At 57.8% G+C, this 20,755-nt stretch carries 16 protein-coding genes, 1 tRNA gene, 2 rRNA genes and 1 pseudogene (1 of these 20 cut by a window edge); 7 read left to right on the top strand and 13 right to left on the bottom strand.

The genetic code is table 11. From position 1 onward, the window contains the following. Positions 1 to 9: 9 nt before the first annotated feature. Both ACZ1HN_RS05415 and ACZ1HN_RS05410 read left to right on the top strand, forming a co-directional pair. Positions 10 to 587 (top strand): annotated as a pseudogene (locus ACZ1HN_RS05415) (nitroreductase family protein). Continuing rightward, entirely contained in the window at positions 584 to 1,309 is a 726-nt protein-coding gene (locus tag ACZ1HN_RS05410) for an EI24 domain-containing protein (protein ID WP_472726756.1), read from the top strand. The pseudogene ACZ1HN_RS05415 and the gene ACZ1HN_RS05410 overlap by 4 nt, the downstream one beginning before the upstream one ends. Here the strand turns inward: ACZ1HN_RS05410 and ACZ1HN_RS05405 are convergent. Both ACZ1HN_RS05405 and mce read right to left on the bottom strand, forming a co-directional pair. After that, a complete protein-coding gene (locus ACZ1HN_RS05405) occupies positions 1,260 to 1,535 on the bottom strand; it encodes a DUF1467 family protein (RefSeq protein WP_472726755.1) in 276 nt (91 codons plus the stop codon). The genes ACZ1HN_RS05410 and ACZ1HN_RS05405 overlap by 50 nt on opposite strands. After that, positions 1,535 to 1,939 (bottom strand): methylmalonyl-CoA epimerase, encoded by a 405-nt coding sequence (gene mce, locus ACZ1HN_RS05400; protein WP_299704541.1) that lies wholly within the window; start codon positions 1,937 to 1,939, stop codon positions 1,535 to 1,537. The genes ACZ1HN_RS05405 and mce overlap by 1 nt, the downstream gene beginning before the upstream one ends. Positions 1,940 to 2,068: 129 nt before the next feature. On the opposite strand from mce, the gene ACZ1HN_RS05395 reads away from it, so the two are divergent. Beyond that, positions 2,069 to 2,788 (top strand): response regulator, encoded by a 720-nt coding sequence (locus ACZ1HN_RS05395; protein ID WP_299208345.1) that lies wholly within the window; start codon positions 2,069 to 2,071, stop codon positions 2,786 to 2,788. 8 nt (positions 2,789 to 2,796) lie between these two features. Here the strand turns inward: ACZ1HN_RS05395 and ACZ1HN_RS05390 are convergent, their stop codons facing one another. From ACZ1HN_RS05390 to aspS, 4 genes are all read right to left on the bottom strand, one after another. Next, entirely contained in the window at positions 2,797 to 3,525 is a 729-nt protein-coding gene (locus tag ACZ1HN_RS05390; RefSeq protein ID WP_472726754.1) for a GNAT family N-acetyltransferase, read from the bottom strand. A 52-nt stretch (positions 3,526 to 3,577) separates the two neighbouring features. Then, positions 3,578 to 4,750 (bottom strand): DUF1501 domain-containing protein, encoded by a 1,173-nt coding sequence (locus ACZ1HN_RS05385; protein WP_472726753.1) that lies wholly within the window; start codon positions 4,748 to 4,750, stop codon positions 3,578 to 3,580. A 9-nt stretch (positions 4,751 to 4,759) separates the two neighbouring features. Then, complete coding sequence (locus tag ACZ1HN_RS05380) at positions 4,760 to 6,151, bottom strand: DUF1800 domain-containing protein (protein WP_472726752.1); 1,392 nt, start codon at positions 6,149 to 6,151, stop codon at positions 4,760 to 4,762. Positions 6,152 to 6,248: 97 nt separating this feature from the next. Then, the gene (aspS, locus tag ACZ1HN_RS05375) at positions 6,249 to 8,030 is read right to left on the bottom strand and encodes an aspartate--tRNA ligase (RefSeq protein WP_472726751.1); all 1,782 of its coding nucleotides are present in this window, start codon (positions 8,028 to 8,030) and stop codon (positions 6,249 to 6,251) included. Positions 8,031 to 8,149: 119 nt separating this feature from the next. Here aspS and pcaC point away from each other — a divergent pair, with 119 nt between their 5' ends. The 3 genes from pcaC to pcaG are packed head-to-tail and all read left to right on the top strand — an operon-like array spanning position 8,150 to position 9,860. Continuing rightward, positions 8,150 to 8,530, top strand: coding sequence for a 4-carboxymuconolactone decarboxylase (gene pcaC, locus ACZ1HN_RS05370; RefSeq protein ID WP_472726750.1), 381 nt, complete (start codon positions 8,150 to 8,152; stop codon positions 8,528 to 8,530). Continuing rightward, a complete protein-coding gene (gene pcaH, locus ACZ1HN_RS05365) occupies positions 8,527 to 9,252 on the top strand; it encodes a protocatechuate 3,4-dioxygenase subunit beta (RefSeq protein WP_472726749.1) in 726 nt (241 codons plus the stop codon). Before pcaC ends, pcaH begins: the two co-directional genes overlap by 4 nt. Next, positions 9,252 to 9,860 carry a protocatechuate 3,4-dioxygenase subunit alpha gene (gene pcaG, locus ACZ1HN_RS05360; protein WP_472726748.1) on the top strand — a complete coding sequence of 203 codons (609 nt, stop codon included), beginning with the start codon at positions 9,252 to 9,254 and terminating at the stop codon, positions 9,858 to 9,860. The genes pcaH and pcaG overlap by 1 nt, the downstream gene beginning before the upstream one ends. A gap of 51 nt (positions 9,861 to 9,911) precedes the next feature. Here pcaG and katG read toward each other — a convergent pair whose 3' ends face one another. Next, complete coding sequence (katG, locus tag ACZ1HN_RS05355; RefSeq protein ID WP_472726747.1) at positions 9,912 to 12,086, bottom strand: catalase/peroxidase HPI; 2,175 nt, start codon at positions 12,084 to 12,086, stop codon at positions 9,912 to 9,914. A 231-nt stretch (positions 12,087 to 12,317) separates the two neighbouring features. Between katG and ACZ1HN_RS05350 the strand changes: the two genes are divergently transcribed. After that, complete coding sequence (locus ACZ1HN_RS05350; protein WP_472726746.1) at positions 12,318 to 13,229, top strand: hydrogen peroxide-inducible genes activator; 912 nt, start codon at positions 12,318 to 12,320, stop codon at positions 13,227 to 13,229. 51 nt (positions 13,230 to 13,280) lie between these two features. On the opposite strand, the gene ACZ1HN_RS05345 is transcribed toward ACZ1HN_RS05350, so the two are convergent. The 6 genes from ACZ1HN_RS05345 to ACZ1HN_RS05320 all read right to left on the bottom strand — a co-directional run. Beyond that, positions 13,281 to 13,357: transfer RNA gene (locus ACZ1HN_RS05345), tRNA-Met, on the bottom strand. A 92-nt stretch (positions 13,358 to 13,449) separates the two neighbouring features. Beyond that, positions 13,450 to 15,384 (bottom strand): calcineurin-like phosphoesterase C-terminal domain-containing protein, encoded by a 1,935-nt coding sequence (locus ACZ1HN_RS05340; RefSeq protein ID WP_472726745.1) that lies wholly within the window; start codon positions 15,382 to 15,384, stop codon positions 13,450 to 13,452. A 99-nt stretch (positions 15,385 to 15,483) separates the two neighbouring features. Further along, positions 15,484 to 16,290 (bottom strand): glycosyl transferase, encoded by an 807-nt coding sequence (locus ACZ1HN_RS05335; RefSeq protein ID WP_472726744.1) that lies wholly within the window; start codon positions 16,288 to 16,290, stop codon positions 15,484 to 15,486. A 248-nt stretch (positions 16,291 to 16,538) separates the two neighbouring features. Beyond that, positions 16,539 to 16,653: ribosomal RNA gene (gene rrf / locus ACZ1HN_RS05330) — 5S ribosomal RNA — on the bottom strand. A gap of 89 nt (positions 16,654 to 16,742) precedes the next feature. Next, positions 16,743 to 19,571 (bottom strand): 23S ribosomal RNA (locus ACZ1HN_RS05325). 411 nt (positions 19,572 to 19,982) lie between these two features. Next, on the bottom strand, positions 19,983 to 20,755 hold the 3' portion of the coding sequence (locus ACZ1HN_RS05320) for a glycosyltransferase family 2 protein (protein ID WP_472726743.1). The gene runs 109 nt beyond the window's last position; 773 of the gene's 882 nt are visible here — the last part of the coding sequence; its start codon lies off the right edge, out of view; the stop codon is at positions 19,983 to 19,985.

Here is a 20,755-nt window from a genome sequence, read left to right as displayed (position 1 = left end):
GCGTAACATATGCCCGCAAGAAACCAAGCGGCCCTCGACTTCCTTTTGACCCGCCGGTCCCGCCCCGCCAAGACACTGCGGGAACCGGTGCCGGATCGGGCAACGCTCGAACAGCTTCTGACGGCGGCTGCCCGCACCCCGGATCATGGCAAACTGGAACCGTGGCGCTTCATCGTGCTGGGCAAAGCGGCCATGCCCCGATTGGCCGAGGCGGCCGAAAAACGCGGCATTGCACTTGGGCTCGACCCCGATCAAATCACCAAGGTCGGTCACAATTCGATCAAGGGCATCTCGCCGTCGCCGTCGTGGAAATCACACGCCCGGTCGAAAAAATCCCTGCACTCGAAATGACTTACTCAGCGGGCGCGGTTTGTCTGTCGCTGCTCAACGCAGCCCTCGCCGCAGGTTGGGGTGCCAACTGGCTCAGCGGTTGGCCGAGCCATGATCGGGGGTTCATGACCGACGCGCTCCATCTGTCAGATAACGAACGGATCGCCGGGTTCATCCACATCGGCACCGAAACCTCCGCGCCGCCGGAACGCCCCCGCCCGGACGTACCAGCCATCACCACATGGGTCGACGCATGATCCTGACCGCATTCTTCGCAGCCCTTGGCCAGATCAGCGACCCGCGCTTTCGCCGCGTGCTGCTGCTGGGCATTGCCCTGACAATCGCCCTTCTGGTCGCGGCCACATCTGGCTTTGTCTGGTTCATCGGTTGGCTCACGGCGGATGGTGTGTCCCTGCCGTGGATCGGAACCATCACGTGGCTCGGCGACATCATCACCTGGAGCTCATTCTTCCTGTTCCTGGTGCTATCGATCTTCCTGATGATGCCAGTGGCATCGGCCATAACTTCCATGTTTCTCGACGAAGTCGCGCAGGCGGTCGAAGATCGGCATTACCCCAACCTGCCACCGGCACAAAACGTCCCGTTTGGGGATGCAGTCGTGGACACGGTGAACTTCCTGGGTGTGCTGATTGGCGCCAACATACTTGCGCTGATCCTCTACGTGATGTTCACGCCCGCTGCGCCCTTCATCTTTTGGGGCCTGAACGGGTTCCTGCTGGGCCGAGAGTACTTCACCCTCGCTGCCATGCGCCGCGTGGGTCGCGCCCGCGCCAAGGAACTGCGGCGCACACATAACGGAACGATCTGGCTCGCAGGCACGCTCATGGCGATCCCACTGTCCGTGCCGCTGGTGAACCTGCTGATCCCGATCATCGGAGCCGCAACATTCACCCACATCTTTCACAAGGTCACAGCGGCTCAATCGCCCGGTCAAAGAAGTTCATATCATCCAGAGTGATCCATCCCGAGAGGATGATCCCGGCGATAATGATCCACAGGAACAGTGCCACCCACGTCACGATCCACGCCTTGCGGCGGGTGTGGTGATGTTCGGGCGCGCCTGCATGCGTGCCCGGCTCAACTTCGCCCAGATCACCTTGGGTCTGCACCTTCACGGGCAGGGCGATCAGGAAGCACAGCCACCAGATGACCGCATAGAGGACAAGGGCGGATGTGATGCCCATCAGACCTGCTCAAGCTCGGTCAGGGTGCCGTTCATGTCTTTTGGATGCAGGAACAGCACCGGCTTGCCATGGGCGCCGATCTTGGGCTCGCCATCGCCCAGCACACGCAGGCCGCTGGCCTTCAGATGATCGCGGGCCGCGATGATGTCTTCCACTTCGTAGCAAACATGATGGATACCGCCCGCCGGGTTCTTGTCCAGGAAACCTTGGATCGGGCTGTTGTCACCCAAGGGATAAAGCAATTCGATCTTGGTGTTCGGCAGCTCAATGAAAACAACGGTCACGCCGTGATCGGGTTCGTCCTGCGGTTCACCGACATTCGCGCCCAGCGCGCTGCGATATTGCGCGGCGGCGGCCTCGAGGTCGGGGACGGCAATGGCAACGTGGTTGAGGCGACCGATCATGTTCTAAGGCTCCTTTGGCTGGCAACTGCGCTCTTATCGCCAACGTGCACGCTGCACGCAAGGCGACGTTAACGCGCTGTTAGGCATGGCGACGTAACGATGAGTCGCAAGAGCTTTTTGGAGGATCTGATGGACACGACGGACCCGTTCAAACCAAGTTACCCGGCCCCAACCGCCTTGCGTCCGCTCCTGGGCCTGACCGTTCTCGTGATCGAGGATAGCCGCTATGCCTGCGAAGCGATGCGATTGCTTTGTCTGCGCAGCGGCGCACGCATCAGGCGCGCCGATACGATGCGCGCGGCCCGACGGCATTTGCAGGTATATCGCCCCTCCGTCGCGATCATCGATTTGGGACTGCCAGACGGGAACGGTGCCGATCTCATCCAAGACCTTGCAACCGCCGGGCAACGACCAGATGTGATCCTTGGCATTTCAGGCGATGTCGACAGCGCGCACCGCGCGCTGGAGGCTGGGGCGGATGGTTTCATGGAAAAGCCGGTGGTCTCGCTCGCCAACTTCCAAGAGGCGATTCTGACGCATTTGCCGGAAGATAGGCAGCCACTTGGGCCACGAACGCTCCCCGAAGGAGATGTTGAACCAGACCCGATCGCATATCGCGACGACATGGTACATGTCGCCGATGTACTGGAAGACGTTCATGACGCACGCACGCTTGACTACATTGTGCAGTTTCTTGGGGGCGTCGCGCGCAGCGCACATGATGCGGAACTGCTGCAGGCCACGAACGCACTGGCCGCCAAGCGCGCGCGGGGCGATGCCGCCGCATCGGAAACGGCAGCCATCGCAGGTTTGGTTCAAGACAGGTTGTCAGAAAAGATCGCGATCTGACGGGCGGTCTACCCGCCCGTTAACATCGGATCATCGGCCACACGTACAAGCCGGGTCAAATCGGACAGGCGTTCGATCTGCATACCCTCGGCATCGAAGTTGGTATCTGACAACCATGCGCCAAACGCTTCCTTGAGGGCGGGCCACTCGGCATCGATGGCGGCAAACCAGGCGGTGTCCCGATTGCGTCCTTTCACGACAGTCGCTTGGCGAAAGATGCCTTCGTAGCTCAGTCCAAGCCGTTGCGCAGCAGCGCGCGAACCGCGGTTCAGTGCATCACATTTCCATTCGAAGCGACGGTAACCTTCTTCAAAAGCCCAGGTCATCATCAGGTACAGCGCCTCGGTCGCGGCGCGTGTCTTTTGCAAGGCCGGGCTGAAATTTATGTGCCCCACCTCGATGCTGCCTGCCTCGGGTGCAATGCGCAGAAAGCTGGCGACACCTTCATATTGGCCGGTCGCGAGATTGAAGACTGCATAAAACTGCAGGGCCGGATTCTGCTCTGCATCGCGCACCCAACGATGATACTGCGCAGACGACGAAAACGGGCCGTAAGGCAAATAGTCCCAGACATGGTCATGGCCGACATATGCACGGTGCAGCAAAGCCGCGTGCTGCTCGGCCCGCAACGGCTCGAGCCTGGCATGGACGCCGGTCAAGATGGTTGACGCATCCGGTACGCGCGGCGGTGTCCAATCCGGGACAGGGGCCGCATTCACTTTGTAAATCGCAGTCATGGCCGGACGTTAGGCAAGTAACCGCCCAAGTCCAAGTGGCATTACGCATGGATCAGAGGATCAGGCCCGGATCGTTACCCATGTCCAAGCCGGGGAAAACAGCACTCTCCAACACATTCCGATCCAGCCCCGTCAAACTCTGCATCACCCAAGCCGCATGCGCGCGGACATCGCCCGTCGGCATCAGATCACGATCCTGGTACAGATCACCATCACCCAAGCCAGGCCATTGACCAAAAACACGCCCACCCTTGATCGCGCCACCGGCAAGGATCATCAGCCCGCCCGTACCGTGGTCTGTACCAAGCGTTCCGTTCTGGCGCGCTGTACGACCAAACTCGGTCATCGCAACAACCGCTGTCTTGCGCCACGTGTTTCCCCGCATCTTGCCCCGCAGGGTCAGCAGTGTTTCCGCCAGACGGGTCAACGCGGTGTTCATGAAGCGCGGTTGCCCACCATGGGTGTCCCACCCGTTCAATGAAAAGGCCGCGATCCTCGCTTCGTCCGACAGACGCGCAGCCGCGAACTCGGCAATTTGCACGTGGCTGCCCTTGCGTCGCTTCTGTATGTCGTCGGTCACTTCCGACAATATCTGGGCTTCAGCCAAAGCGGCATGCAAGGCTGGATCCGACTCCGTTACAATCTCAAGCAATCGCGCGGCTTGCGGGCTCAGGCTCAGGTCCGCATCCGGCGACCAATTTGCCACTTCTGCCGGTCCCTGAAGCAACAGCATATCGCTGCGCCCCACGGCGTAGGCGGTCTGTGACGTCACGCCGGGGACCGCCTGCAGCATACGGTTCAACCAGCCATCCCGGACACCGGCCATGGTTGTCGTCCCGGCCTCCAACAGGTCCTGACCATCGAAATGGCTGCGCTTGTCACGGTAGGGCGTCGAAACAGCATGCACGAAAGAAAGCTGCCCCGCTTCCCACATCGGGATTAGCGGCCCAAGGCTTGGATGCATTGCAAAGTAGCCATCAAGATCATAGGCACCGCCCTCGGGTCCAAGGGCTAAAGTCCCACGGAGTTTGTTAAAGGCGGGATCACCATAGGGCTGCACAACATCCAGCCCGTCCATGCCACCCCGAAGGATGATAACGACCAAACGCGTATCCCAGGGTGCTGCCGCAAAGCTCACCGGTGTCAGCAGCGGACTGGCGGCCAGGGAACATCCAATCACCCCAGTGCGGGCCAAAAAGTCACGGCGAGATAAGGACGACGACATCGTAATCTCCTATTTGCGCTGGAACGCTGGGGACATGAGGACAAGGCCCACAGCCTCGGGACGGCTTTCGGCAGATGCCGCGGCAAATCGGACCGCATCATCCGCGAAACGCCCCAACGCGGTTTCAGCGAATTCACGTGGATCAGGCAGCGGATCTTTGATACGAACAGGCGTGGCCATGGCCCACGATACCCGGGCAGCGACGCCTTGCGGCGTAATCCATTTGGGATCCTCTTCCGCCCAACCGTCCGGTCCAATCGGGCGTTCCCATGTCTGACCCATGCGCGTCAGGGGTTGGCTGAAAAACCGCCCGATCCACTTTTCCTCACGCTCCGCAAAGGATTCCTTGGGGATTGCCAGAGCGCGCAATGCCGATGACACAAAATCAATGGGCAGTTTGAAGTTTGACAACGTAGGCTGCCATACCGCTGGATGACCCAGCAGCGCCTCATAGACCGGCGTCAGCGCGCCGTCGCTTTCGACATATGCCGCCTCCAACGCGTCGATCAATTCGGGATCGGGAGTGTCTGATACGAAATGAACCGCCAGCTTCCAGGCCAAGTGTCGTGCGGTGGCCGGATGCGCAGCAAGGTCAGACAAAGCGCCGCGCACCCATTTCACATTTGGCTGCTCGCCATACGCCACGCCAAGTACGTTTTCGGCACCGGGTTCCGCAAAATCTTTTCGAAACTTGAAACCGTTGCGCGCATCAAAGGTCAAACCGGTAAACAGCTCGGCCAGTTGCGTCACGTCTTCCTGAGTATACGATCCGTCGACCCCCAGCGTGTGCAGCTCCAGAACCTCGCGCGCAAGATTTTCGTTCAAACCGGCCGGTTTCTTAGGCCCCCGCTTGATTGCGCGTGCACTTGTGGGACCCATGGCACGGGTCTGATCCAAATAGTCCAGCATCAGCGGGTGCATGACGGCAGACTGCAGCAAGTCTTCAAATCGCCCGGCAACAAACGGACGAATGGCATCTTCAATATAAGGTGACGTCCCTCGTCGAATGACGCCACGCTTGCCGCGCGCCGTAAAGTGATCCGCCCAAAACGCAACGATCCGTTCCCGGAAAGCTGTTTGCGTATGTGCGCGCCGCAACATCGTTTGGCCCAGCCAGCCAAACATGGCTATCCGCGCTTCCTTGTTCAGCACGTTTCGTTGCTTGCGGGCAGCGGCGGCAAGCTCAGTCCCACGATTTCTGCGCCGAATTTCGTTTTGATCCTGCGCCGCAACCATGCGTGACCTGAACTTGGCAAAGCTTTCAATGGGAAACGCGCTTTGCATCACGTCAGGACCTGACAGACCCTCCAGCATTTGCCCAATGCTTTCCGGCGGCCCGTGCACAGGTGACAGTCCGAATCCAAACCGGATTTCGGCAAGTTGAGGGTCAAAATCACGCACGTCTACGCACCATGGGACTTTCTGAACACGGTCCCAAGATAGCATCGGTTGCCCACATTTTCACGGGGCAACCGGATGTCATTGCGCAATTGCTTGCCTAGTCCTGCGGAATAACGCGCAGACCCAGTTCCATCAGCTGATCACTGGTGGGATCGGATGGTGCCTGCATCATCAGATCTTCGGCCCGCTGGTTCATCGGGAACAAGATCACTTCGCGGATGTTCTGCTCGCCCGCCAGCAGCATCACGATCCGGTCAATGCCCGCAGCACATCCACCGTGAGGCGGCGCACCGTATTGGAACGCGTTGACCATACCGCCGAAGCGTTTGCGCACCTCGGCCTCGTCATAGCCTGCGATCTCGAACGCCTTGAACATGATCTCGGGCCGGTGGTTCCGGATGGCACCCGACACCAGCTCATAGCCGTTGCACGCCAGGTCATACTGGTAGCCCAGCACCTTGAGCGGGTCGCCCTGCAGCGCGTCCATCCCGCCCTGCGGCATGGAGAAGGGGTTGTGTTCAAAGTCGACCTTGCCGGTTTCCTCATCCGCCTCGTAGATCGGGAAATCCACGATCCATGCAAAGGCAAAGCGATCCTCGTCGATCAGTTTCAACTCTTCACCGATCACATTGCGCGCACGGCCAGCGATGGCTTCGAACGCCTTCGGTTTTCCACCAAGGAAGAAGGCCGCGTCGCCCACACCCAAACCAAGTTGCTGACGGATTGCTTCGGTACGTTCGGGACCGATGTTCTTGGCCAACGGACCAGCCGCTTCCATGCCCTCGCCTTGATCACGCCAGAAAATATAGCCCATCCCGGGCAGACCCTCTTTTTGCGCATAAGCGTTCATCCGGTCACAGAATTTACGGCTGCCACCTGTGGGCGCTGGAATGGCGCGGATTTCAGTGCCTTCTTGCTCCAACAGCTTCGCGAAAATCGCAAAGCCGGAATCGCGGAAGTGGTCGGAGACCACTTGCATTTTAATAGGGTTGCGCAGGTCGGGCTTGTCGGACCCATACCACAGGGCCGCATCGCGATAGCTGATCTGCTCCCATGTCTCGGGCGCGTCAACCTTCTTGCCGCCGCCGAACTCTTCGAACACGCCAGCCAGCACAGGGGCGATGGTGTCGAACACATCCTGCTGCTCGACAAAGGACATCTCAAGGTCAAGCTGGTAGAAGTCGGTGGGCGAGCGGTCGGCGCGCGGGTCCTCGTCGCGGAAACAGGGCGCGATCTGGAAATACTTGTCAAAGCCCGACACCATCAGCAGCTGCTTGAACTGCTGCGGGGCCTGCGGCAGAGCATAGAACTTGCCCGGATGCAGGCGCGACGGCACTAGGAAGTCACGCGCCCCTTCGGGCGAGGACGCGGTGATGATCGGCGTCTGGTACTCGCGGAATTCCTTGTCCCACATGCGCTTGCGGATCGACGCCACGACGTCGGACCGCAGCTTCATGTTCTCCTGCATCTTCTCGCGGCGCAGGTCGAGGTAGCGATAGGTCAGGCGGGTCTCTTCCGGGTATTCCTGATCGCCAAACACCATCAACGGCAGCTCTGCCGAATGCCCCAGCACTTCGATATCGCGGACATAGACCTCAATCTCGCCCGTAGGCAGCTTGGGATTGATCAGGCTGCCGTCCCGCGCTTTCACGTTGCCGTCGATACGGATGCACCATTCGCTGCGCACCTTCTCGACCTCGGCAAAGACTGGGCTATCGGGGTCGCACAGCACCTGCGTCACGCCATAGTGGTCGCGCAGGTCGATGAACAACACGCCGCCATGGTCGCGCACCCGGTGGACCCAGCCCGACAGACGCACAGTATCACCCACATTGGCCGAGGTCAGAGCGGCGCAGGAGTGAGAGCGGTAGGCATGCATGGCGGAATCCCTTCGGGGCTGCGGTTTTTGATCGGCGCAGATACACCGGGCAGGGGGTGGAAAGTCAAGGCGACAACGCCGTTTGCCCCATGCTATCACCAAGGAAAAGGGAGGGTTCGATGGACGATAAATGGGCCAGGGGCATGGGCGTGCGCCGGACCGTGCTGGGCGATGCCCACGTGGACCGGGCCGAGGCAGTTAAAACGCCCTTTGACGCGCCGTTTCAGGAACTGATCACCGAAGGGGCCTGGGGCACCGTCTGGGCAAGCGACGCGATCAGCCTGCGGGAACGGTCCATGCTGACCCTCGCGCTGCTGGCGGCAACGGGCAACTTCGATGAAATCCCAATGCACATCCGGGCCACGGTACGCACCGGGGCCAGTAAACAGGATGTGACCGAAGCGTTCCAGCATGTCGCCATCTATGCAGGCGTGCCACGCGCCAACCGAGCCCTGAAGATCGCCAAGGAAACCTTTGCCGAAATGGAAGCCGAGACATGAGTGACGGCCCCCTCTTCCACCGGGATCGCAACTGGCACCCGAAACCGCTGTCACCCGACTACAAGACAAGCGTAGTCCGCTCGCCGCAAAAGGCGCTCTTGTCGATGAACACGACACTGAGCGAGGAAACCGGCCCCGTTTTTGGCCAAGATATGCTGGGTGAGCTCGACAACGACCTGATCCTGAACTTTGCCAAACCGGGGGAGATGGCGCTGGGACAGCGCATCATCGTACAGGGCCGTGTGCTGGACGAAAACGGGCGGGGCGTTCCGGGCGCGCTTCTGGAGTTCTGGCAAGCCAACGCGGGGGGACGTTATCGCCACGCGAAAGAAGGTTACCTCGCCCCGCTCGACCCGAACTTTGGCGGCTGCGGGCGCACGATCACAGATGCCGACGGCCAATACAGCTTCCGCACAATCAAACCCGGCGCTTACCCATGGCCCAACGGCGTGAACGATTGGCGCCCGGCCCACATCCACTTCTCTGTCTTCGGGTGCAGCTTTGGTCAGCGCCTGATCACCCAGATGTATTTCGAAGGCGACCCGCTGATCCCGCTCTGCCCCATCGTCCGCACGATCAGCGACCCCGAGGCCGTCGCCCAACTCATCGCGCCGATCGACATGAACAACACGGTGCCGATGGACGCACGAGCCTACACGTTCGACATCGTGCTGCGCGGGCGGCGTTCAACCATGTTCGAAAACCGGATGGAGGGGAACTGATGCAAAAGCTGACCCACCTCAAGGAAAGCCCGTCGCAGACAGCGGGGCCTTATGTTCATATCGGATGCATGCCGAATTTCTGCGGTATCACAGGCGTTTATGATCACGACCTTGGATCAACCATGGTCAACGACCAGACCAAGGGCGAGCGGATCACCGTCACGGGCACCGTGTTCGACGGCACGGGCACACCGCTCAAGGACGCACTGGTCGAGATTTGGCAGGCCGATACCGACGGCATTTACAAAACCGGTGATCCACGCGGCGCGGGTGATCCGAACTTCACCGGCTGGGGGCGTGCCGCGGGCGACTACGACACGGGCATCTGGACATTCGAAACGATCAAACCCGGCGCGGTTCCCTTCCCTGATGGGCGGATGATGGCGCCGCATATCGCCTTCTGGATCGTGGCGCGGGGTATCAACATCGCGCTGCAAACGCGCATGTATTTCCCGAACGATCCGATGGTGGCAAACGACCCGTGGCTGACGCGCATCGAACATCAGAACCGCGTGCAAACCCTGATCGCCAAGGAAGCGTCACCAGCAACTTTTCAATTCGACATCCACCTGCAGGGACCGGACGAAACCATCTTTTTCGATGTCTGAAACGAAAAACGCGGGCCAACATGGGCCCGCGCTTCATTGGTTTATAATGCCTTACAGCAGGTCGAACCGGTCGTTGTTCATGACCTTGGTCCATGCGGCGACAAAGTCGTTCACGAACTTGCCGGCATTGTCGTCCTGCGCATACACCTCGGCATAGGACCGCAGGATCGAGTTTGAGCCAAAGACCAGATCAGCACTGGTGGCCGTGTACTTGATCGCACCGGTTGCGTGGTCGCGCAGCTCATAGCTGCCGTCGCCCGCCGGGTGCCAACTGTAACCCATGTCGGTCAGGTTGACGAAGAAGTCCTGCGTCAACTGGCCAACCCGGTCGGTGAAGACACCATGCGAAGTGCCGCCATGGTTGGTGCCCAACACACGCATACCACCCAACAGGGCCGTCATTTCCTGCGCATTCAGACCCATCAGCTGCGCGCGATCCAGCGTCAGTTCTTCGGCGCTGATCGCAAGGTCAGCCTTGGCAAAGTTCCGGAAACCATCCGCATGGGGTTCGAGCACATCAAAGCTTTCGGCATCGGTCTGTGCGTCCGTTGAATCACCGCGACCCGGCGTGAACGGCACGGTCACATCGAAACCAGCCGCCTTTGCGGCCGCTTCCACAGCAACATTGCCCGCCAGCACGATGACGTCCGCAACCGATGCGCCTGTTTCCGCTGCAATCGGCTCCAATGCGGCCAAAACGGTGTCCAGACGCTCAGGCTCATTGCCTTCCCACGTGCGTTGCGGTGCCAGACGGATGCGCGCACCATTCGCCCCGCCTCGTTTGTCCGACCCACGGAAGGTACGGGCGCTGTCCCAAGCCGTCGCAATCAGGTCACCGTGGCTAACACCGCTTGCCGCAATCTTGGCCTTCACAGCATCCACATCGTACCCAGTGTTGCCTGCAGGGATCGGGTCTTGCCAGATCAGATCCTCGGCAGGCACATCGGGACCGATGTAGTTGGCGCGCGGCCCCATATCGCGGTGGGTCAGCTTGAACCACGCGCGGGCAAAGGTGTCGCGGAAATACGCCTCATCTGCCATGAACCGTTCCGAGATTTCGCGATAGATCGGATCGACCTTCATCGCCATATCCGCGTCGGTCATCATCGGCATCACCCGCTTCGACGGATCGGACGCATCAACAGGCATGTCCTCTTCCTTGATGTCGACGGGCTGCCACTGGTTCGCACCGGCAGGCGACTTCGTCAGCTCCCAGTCATAGCCAAACAGAAGCTCGAAATAGCCCATGTCGAACTTGGTCGGTTCCGTTGTCCACGCACCTTCAATGCCCGATGTGACAAGCGAGCTGGCCTTGTCCGTCTGGTTGGGGTTCGTCCACCCCATGCCCTGCGCTTCGATACCGGCGCCTTCAGGTTCGGCACCCAATGCACCTGCATCGCCATTGCCGTGCGCCTTGCCGACGGTGTGACCACCCGCTGTCAGCGCCGCCGTTTCCTCGTCGTTCATGGCCATGCGGGCAAAGGTTTCGCGAACATGCAGTGCCGTACGGGCCGGGTCAGGATTGCCGTTCACACCTTCCGGGTTGACGTAAATCAGGCCCATGTGCACGGCGGCCAGCGGGTTCGCCATGGTCGACGGATCGTCCAGATCCTCGTACCGGTTTTCACTTGGGGCAAGCCACTCGGCCTCTTCCCCCCAGTTGATATCGATGCCGGGCGCCCATGTATCGGCACGACCAAAGCCAAAACCAAAGGTCTTCAAGCCCATGGATTCATAGGCAATATTCCCTGCAAGCAGCATCAAGTCAGCCCAGGACAGGGCATTGCCGTATTTCTTCTTGATGGGCCACAGCAGGCGCCGGGCTTTATCCAGGCTCGCGTTATCAGGCCAGGAATTCAACGGGGCAAACCGCTGATCACCGGCAGAACCGCCACCGCGCCCATCCTGCATCCGGTACGTACCGGCGGCGTGCCACGCCATGCGGATCATCAAGCCACCGTAATGTCCCCAGTCCGCGGGCCACCAGGGTTGGCTGTCGGTCATCAACGCATGCAAGTCCGCCTTGACCGCATCATAATCGAGCCCTTTGACGGCGTCCCGATAATCGAAATCCGGGTCCATTGGATTGGTCCGGGCGCCGTGCTGGTGAAGCACCTCAACCTTGAGGGCATTCGGCCACCAATCCTTGTTGGTGCGCCCACCAAAGGTGCTGTGCAGGCTCGCGCCGTGCATCACCGGGCATTTGCCGATGTCGTTGCCGTCCATGTCAGTCTCCATTCATTGCTGCGTTGCGTGTCGTTGCTAAGGTCTGATCTAGGGAAAGTTAAGAATCATTCTAGACTTGTCTTCAGAATGATTTCCGCCCCCCGCTGATACATCCCAATGCGCACGATTCGCCCACGATCAGGTGAACCATCGCACTTACAAAGACGAACCTAGAAGCAACTGACGATTTGTAGAAGTTGCATTTTCCAATGATCTCCATAACTAAAACCTATGAATATCACTTTGCGGCAACTCCGATACTTCAAGGCACTGGCCGAGGATCTGCACTTTGGTCGTGCGGCCGACCGCTGCGCCATCTCTCAACCCGCCCTCTCCGTCCAAATTCGCGAGTTGGAAGAAAATCTGGGCGTCGAATTGTTTGAACGGCAACCCCGCGCCCTGCGCCTGACACAGCGGGGTGAGGAGTTCGCCGAACGCGCCAATCCGATTCTGCAAGCCGTGGACGAGCTGGGCGACTGGGCCCAAACCGCCCGCGGTCGTGGGTTGAGCCTGTTGCGCCTTGGGGTCATTCCCACGATCGCCCCCTACCTGCTGCCAAATTTCATAAGTGCGTTGACGGAAGCCCACCCCAAGGTCGACTTGCACGTGCGCGAAACCGTTACTCCGCGCCTGGTGGACGAATTGCTGGATGGCCAACTTGACGCGGCCATTGTGGCCCTGCCGCTTGACGAATCCGCGCTTGTCGAAACGCCACTTTTTACCGAAGAAATGGTGTTGATCCGCCCGAACACCGATCAGAACGCGACACCAGTTCAACTGGACACACTGGCATCAATGCGCCTCCTGCTTCTGGAGGAAGGGCACTGTTTTCGCGATCAGGCCATATCGTTCTGCAACATCAATCCAAACCGCCCCGGCGGCGGGTTGGACGGCAGTTCGCTAGGCACATTGGTGCAGATGGTGGGCGCGGGCATCGGCGTCACACTGATCCCGGAAATGGCAATCGACGTGGAAACACGATCAGCACCTGTTTGCATCAATCGCTTTGACGCGCCGGCCCCACAACGCTCCATCGGTCTCGCGTGGCGCGCGTCAAATCCGATGGGCGAAATGCTGAATGAACTTGCGGACATTGTGCAGAAGGCCGCCGGGCGCGGCGAAGACCAACAACCCGCTGCATAGCAGACAAGCGAAAGGCCCAAACGGGAAACGCCGCCCCAAAGGGCGGCGTTTTGGTTGCGGGAGTAGGATTTGAACCTACGACCTTCAGGTTATGAGCCTGACGAGCTACCGGGCTGCTCCATCCCGCGCCAGTTGGTTCGGGTCATGTACGCCGAGTCGCGGGGGACCGCAAGACCGTCCCCCACATTTGCTGTCAGAAAACCATCATAAAATCGCGCAGCTACTCCCAGAACTCCGCCTGCCATTCCAGATTTGGCAGTTCTTCGACAACTTCAAAGGCAATCGTATCGCGATAGACGCGGTCATGGCGATCAGTAACGGTAATTTCTACGGTATGGGTACCCACAGGCAAATCGGTCGGCATATCCAGGCGCCATAGGTGGCTGCTGTTGTCCGTCAGCATCCAGCCCTGAAACGGATTGGCTTTCCCGCTCCAGGACGTGCCCTGCCAAGTGGTGAAACCAGCCGTTTCATCCCCACCATCAACAGACCGCGCCGCGATCGACCCTTGCGTCGATTGCATGGCCAGCGCGAACGGGTCGGCATACTCGACCCCTTCCAGTTTCTCTTCACCCGTGCCGGATTGGGTCCGCTCGACCTGCATCGCCTCACCGCCATTCAGAGCGGCAAAGACGACGGAAGATGCCGAGCCATTCCACACATTGACGGTCAACCATGTGCCCTCGGCCAGATCGTCCGTGGTCAACATCAACATGTCACCCAGATCACGACGCACAACCGGCGGTGTCTGATCAAATTCCCGATCATACAGCGCGCGATATGTCAGCAAACGGTCTGCCCACTCCCGAAACCGGGGCGTGTTGAACGACGCGTGAAACTGGTCTTCTGCATGGGTATGGAAAGTGCGGTAGGTGTCGACAAATTCCGGCCCATTGAACGCAAGCTCATAGAAACCACGCGGGCTACCCAGCCGCTGCGTGCTGTGCGGAACCCCTTGGGCGTTCAGATCACCCGCCCACCAACTGCCAGACAAACCGCCCGCGATGATCTGATGAAACGGTGCCGGCCCCACATTCGTGTTCTCTTCCCATCCGTGAAAGTGCTCGCCTTTTTCAATGTTTTCAGTGGTATGGGTGTGGCCAGCCAAGCCCACAACCGGGCGGTCCCCCAGCACGGCAACCAGTTCGTCCAGGTTGTCCGTTTGGTGCTTCGCCGCCGTATTGTCGGTAAATGTCTGGAACGGGATATGCGCAGTAAGGACGATCAGTTTGTCCTCGGGCACATTCGCCAGATCATTGGCCAGCCATTCCAACTGCCGCCCCGTGATCACACCGTTGTAGGTGTGGTTCTCGTCGGTGGCACAAAACGGATGCGGATCGACGCCGTTGCAGGGGTAACGCACGTTATCAAGTCCGACAAAATGCACATCGCCAATGTCGAATGAATAATACTCAGGGCCCCATTCCCGTCGAAACGTATCGAAACTGTCTTTGTCATCCTCCGCATCGAAATCGATGTCGTGATTGCCGCCGACGAAGTATTGTGGCGTTTGCCCGACGGCGATGATCGACTTGAAACGGGGATATAGGGACAGGTCATCGCCCATCACGTCCCCGGCAAAGATCAGGCATTCGGTGTCACTCAGGTCGCTGGTTGCCAGCATTTGGCCCGCAGTATCACGGACATAACCAATCTCGCGATTGGTGTAAGCCTGCGCATCGCCAAAGACGAGACAGTTGAAGTCGGGCCCGACCGCATCCTCAATCAATGGGAAATTGATTGCTTCTGGCAGGGGGCCCGTGGGGGCGATCCCGCCAAAGCGTAGATCCGGCGACCCTTCAACCTTGTGAATATAGGCAAATTGCGGAACCATGTCGGCGCTCACAGGGGTGCTGTATCCCGCGGGCTTGGTCACCATCAGGTTCATATCGTCATAGGCCGGCAGCGCATATGTCCCATCGTCCCCGGTCAAGACCACTTCGCGCCCGTTGGACACTGGCACACCGGACAACCCGGTCTCGCCCGGGTCCAGCTTCGAATTTCGGTTGGCGTCCAGAAACACAGTGCCGCGCGCCATATCCGCCCCGTCACCACTGCCGCGGATCGTTTCAACTGCCCCGATGTAAGCCGGGTCTTTGGCCAATGCCGAACAGGCTAAAAGCGACAGTGCGGTTGTCAGAAAATACTTTTGCATAGCGGACCTCTCAGTGATCAGAGGTGTCCAGCATGGTCAGAGTCTGTGTCGGGGCAACAACCGCAGCGTGAATTTTTGACGACAAATGCCTGCTCGGCGTCAATCCGCCGTGTCTTGCCAGATCGCCCTCACCCACTGCGATGGCAAAACATAGCGACGAAGGCTCTGAAACTTGCGGGCTTGGCACGCCGCGCGGGCAATGTGCTGCAACGGTGGAAGATAGGGCAGGCTATCCGAGAACTGGCCAATGGCCGCATCCGCAGGGTTGGGCACGCCAGCAAAGATAACCACACGCGCGTCACGGGGCAGCCTGGGTTCAATAAAGTAATTCAATGGAAACAGAGGGATACACTCGATCCGAAAATGGCGTACCCAGCGCTTTGGCCAAAACTTTACGCCATTCGGCGCTGTTTTTGTTACGAAAACCTGTTCCCATTTGTAGGTGTCCGCAACGGCTTGTGGGTCTTCGGCAAACGCGCGTTGCAAATCGGCAAGCGCGCCAACCGGCATCCGATAGATCGATGTCTGGCCCAGCTTGTGAAACGGTTTCGCGACATTTCGCGCCAACACCACATCCTCAGGCGCCCCGAATGAAAAGAAGTCGTCGAGCGACCCGGTGATCACCACATCCAGATCCAGAAACAGAACCGGGCCTTCCAAATCCGGCAGGGTTTCGGCCCAAAGTCGTGACTTGGGCCATTTTCCACGCGTGTTTTTGGGCATTTCGCCAGGCATGGGGGGCAAATCATGGCAAATCACTTCATCCCGAACGCCCTCGCGTATGTCGGTGTAACAAACGAATTTGAAGGGCGGCGTGATATTGCGCGCGACCATATGGTATAGGCGGTTGATGTAGGGCGCGCCATAGCGGGTGCCCCAATTGATGCACATGATCTGTTTGGTCATTCTGCGTCCTACCAAGCCGCGCGTTGGCACGCAATCAGGTGTATCTGGTGACCTCTGATGAAGTCGATGTACGGCGCCCTTAGAAGCAGCCTCATTCCGCAACGTTAGGGCCAACGGGCAGGGGTCGTATACGAGAATTGACTTTGTATGGTCCGCCAACACGAACATCACCGCACAAAAAAACCGCCCCGGAAGGGCGGTTGATTTATGAAACATCGTCAGAGAGATACAATTAAAGGGCTTTTTAGGTTTGGCAGTGACCTACTCTCCCACGCCTTAAGACGCAGTACCATCGGCGCTACAGCACTTAACGGCCGGGTTCGGGATGGGACCGGGTGTTTTGCTTGCGCTATGACCACCAAACCGAAAAAGCCCTCTAAGTCCAAGTCATGTACGACTGATTGTGTGTGTATGCTCTTGATGTATCGTTCGAAGTCTTGCTTCTACTGGATCAAATCAAGCCTATCGGACAATTAGTACCAGTCAACTGAACGCATTACTGCGCTTACATCTCTGGCCTATCGACGTGGTGGTCTACCACGGTCCTCAGGGATACCTTGTTTTGAGGGGGGCTTCCCGCTTAGATGCCTTCAGCGGTTATCCTGTCCGAACATAGCTACCCAGCACTGCCGTTGGCACGACAACTGGTCCACCAGTGGTCTCGTTCACCCCGGTCCTCTCGTACTAGGGGCAACTCCTCTCAAGTATCCTACACCCACGGAAGATAGGGACCGAACTGTCTCACGACGTTCTAAACCCAGCTCACGTACCTCTTTAAACGGCGAACAGCCGTACCCTTGGGACCTGCTCCAGCCCCAGGATGAGATGAGCCGACATCGAGGTGCCAAACACTGCCGTCGATATGGACTCTTGGGCAGTATCAGCCTGTTATCCCCGGCGTACCTTTTATCCGTTGAGCGATGGCCCTTCCACTCGGGACCACCGGATCACTATGGCCGTCTTTCGACTCTGCTCGACTTGTCAGTCTCGCAGTCAGGCTGGCTTCTGCCATTGCACTCAACGAGCGATTTCCGACCGCTCTGAGCCAACCTTCGCGCGCCTCCGTTACGCTTTAGGAGGCGACCGCCCCAGTCAAACTACCCGCCACACAGGGTCCCGGATCCGGATAACGGACCGCGGTTAGACATCAAGCAAAGCAAGGGTGGTATCTCAAGGGAGGCTCCACAAAGACTAGCGTCTCTGCTTCAAAGCCCACCACCTATCCTGCACATGCTTGGCCTGATGCCAGTGTGAAGCTGTAGTAAAGGTGCACGGGGTCTTTCCGTCTAACCGCGGGAAACCTGCATCTTGACAGGTAATTCAATTTCGCTGAGTCTATGTTGGAGACAGCGGGGAAGTCGTTACGCCATTCGTGCAGGTCGGAACTTACCCGACAAGGAATTTCGCTACCTTAGGACCGTTATAGTTACGGCCGCCGTTTACCTGGGCTTCAATTCAAGGCTCTCACCTCTCCTTTTAACCTTCAGGCACCGGGCAGGCGTCAGACCCTATACGTCGTCTTGCGACTTCGCAGAGCCCTGTGTTTTTAATAAACAGTCGCCACCCCCTGGTTTGTGCCCCCAGCCCCTAGTTGCCTAGGAACCGGGCCTCCTTCTCGCGAACTTACGGAGGTATTTTGCCGAGTTCCTTCAACATAGTTCTCTCAAGCGCCTTGGTATTCTCTACCAGTCCACCTGTGTCGGTTTAGGGTACGATCTTATAGGAGGGCTATTTCCAGGAACCTCTTAGCAGCCCATTCAATCCGATAAGGATGAACTACCTTCGAGATCCGTCACCACTCCATGGCCCAGGAATATTAACCTGGTTCCCATCGACTACGCCTTTCGGCCTCGCCTTAGGGGTCGGCTTACCCTGCTCAGATTAGCTTTAAGCAGGAACCCTTGGACTTTCGGCGAGAGTGTCTCTCACACTCTTTGTCGCTACTCATGTCATCATTCTCACTAGTGATCTCTCCACCGGATCGCTCACGCGCCGGCTTCACTGAAAGCTTCTCTCCTCCAATGCGGGCGAACCCGCTAAGGAGGAATGAAACTATGTCACACTACGCTCTGCTACCATGCCTTACGGCATCCTAAGCTTCGGCTCATGGCTTGAGCCCCGTTACATCTTCGCCGCAGGACAACTTATTTAGACCAGTGAGCTGTTACGCTATCTTTAAAGGATGGCTGCTTCTAAGCCAACCTCCTGGTTGTTTTGGTCGTCCCACTTGCTTTCCCACTTAGCCATGAATTGGGGGCCTTAGCTGTAGGTCAGGGTTGTTTCCCTCTCCACGACGGACGTTAGCATTCGCCGTGTGTCTGCCATCTAGTACTCCCGGGTATTCGGAGTTTGGTTAGGATCAGTAAGCCTGTGGGGCCCCATTACCCATCCAGTGCTCTACCCCCCGGGGTATTCGGATGACGCTCTACCTAAATAGATTTCGCAGAGAACCAGCTATCTCCGAGTTTGATTGGCCTTTCACCCCTAGGCACAATTCATCCCGATCTTTTTCAACAGATGTGGGTTCGGCCCTCCAGTAAGTGTTACCTTACCTTCAGCCTGATCATGCCTAGATCACTCGGTTTCGGGTCTGATCCACCTAACTCGACGCCCTATTAAGACTCGCTTTCGCTGCGCCTACACCTAACGGCTTAAGCTTGCTAGATAGACCAAGTCGATGACCCATTATACAAAAGGTACGCTGTCAGGCCGCAAGGGCCCTCCAACTGATTGTAGGCGTTCGGTTTCAGGAGCTGTTTCACTCCCCTCGTCGGGGTGCTTTTCACCTTTCCCTCACGGTACTGGTTCACTATCGGTCAGTAAGGAGTACTTAGCCTTCGAAGGTGGTCCTCCGATCTTCAGACAGAATTTCACGTGTTCCGCCCTACTTAATACGTCCAATCATGCTTCCAATACGGGGCTGTCACCCACTATGGCCGACCTTTCCAGGTCGTTCTTGTCACAATCATGGCTCGGCTGGTCCCCGTTCGCTCGCCGCTACTAGGGGAGTATCAATTGATTTCCTTTCCTCCGGGTACTTAGATGTTTCAGTTCCCCGGGTTTGCTCTTTTAAACCTATGTATTCAGTCTAAAAGTACCTGTTTCAGCGACATATAAGCTGGCTTGCGCCAATTATATGAAACTGTCAGGTGGGTTGCCCCATTCAGAGATCCATGGATCAAAGCTTATTCTCAGCTCCTCATGGCTTATCGCAGAGTATCACGTCTTTCATCGCCTCTTACTGCCAAGGCATTCACCAAACGCCCTTCTCGCGCTTGATTTGATCCAGAAAAAGTAAGACTTGCGTCAAACACGGATGCACAGCTGGTAACTTAATGCATCCATTCTTCTGGTATCAAAAGCATACTTTCCCGCCAGCATGTTTTGTAACCATGCTGACAATTGAACAGTCACGTGTGTCTACCATCCGTGCGGGAGGCAGACTGTGCTGTTCGGGTTAGTGTACTTGACTTGGACAACTCTGTTTGTTTCAGCAGGGATATACGTAACGCAGCGAGGAAGCACCGGGTTACATACCTTCCACCGAAGTGGAACCAAACTGAGATCATCGCCACACTCGGCGCGATCAAACAGTGTTGATTGTCACTTTGAGATTGCTCTCAAAGTAACTTGTATCTCTCTATACGATGTCAATTCGTCCGGATCGGACGAGTAAAAGCGCCGTAGCGCTCTTACTGATCTGATCCATCAACTGTCTTGAACCATTCCGGAAGCGTTGTCCGCGCGATATGGTGTATGCCGGGTGACCGGATAACGCCATCATTGTCGCTGAACTTCATATCCGAGGTTATGATGTCATATGCGTTGCTGACTGCCTTGCTCCAGGGTTGAACCTTCAGGCTTTCAGCTGTCTCAAAGAACTTTTTGGCGTGAGTGCCTGCTCGTTGCCAAGCAAGTCCAGGCATACCCGGCAAGTCAGTGCGACCTAGTGCAGTGCGCGTCTCGTTAACCTCACTAAGCTCCTGCATCGAGGAAAACTTGAGGTGAACCAGATAAACTCCCTTTGGAAACGCATATGAATGCGTTGGCTTTCCATCGGTTGCTATAGCAACGCCATGCCTCACAAGAGGAATGGGTTCTTTCACCGCCCATGCTTTGCTGTAGTGACCGGAGATCACTGCCGCATCCCGCTGATCAAACACCGAAGTGTCTCGATCAATCTCGCTGTCGTCGGGCGCCTCAAACAGGTTGAGACCCATCGAAAACACCGCGTCATCATGCTGGCTTTCAAGCAGTTGCCCGATATTGCCGTGCATTTGCGGATCTACGCAGATCAGTTCATCAGCATCCGTCCTGATCACCCAGTCATAAAACCGAAGCAATCCTGACTGAAACTTGTTCAACATCCAATTCCGACGTCGATCGAACTTTTCCAGATTGTCCCTTGGGACTGTCCAGATATTCGCGCCAGCGGCGATTTCGTTGACCTTCGGATCATGGCCGT

The sequence above is a fragment of the Tateyamaria sp. GN1-10 genome (assembly GCF_055693845.1).
The sequence above is the reverse complement of the archived record's forward strand: the minus strand, read 5'-3'. Positions and strand labels throughout refer to the sequence as shown.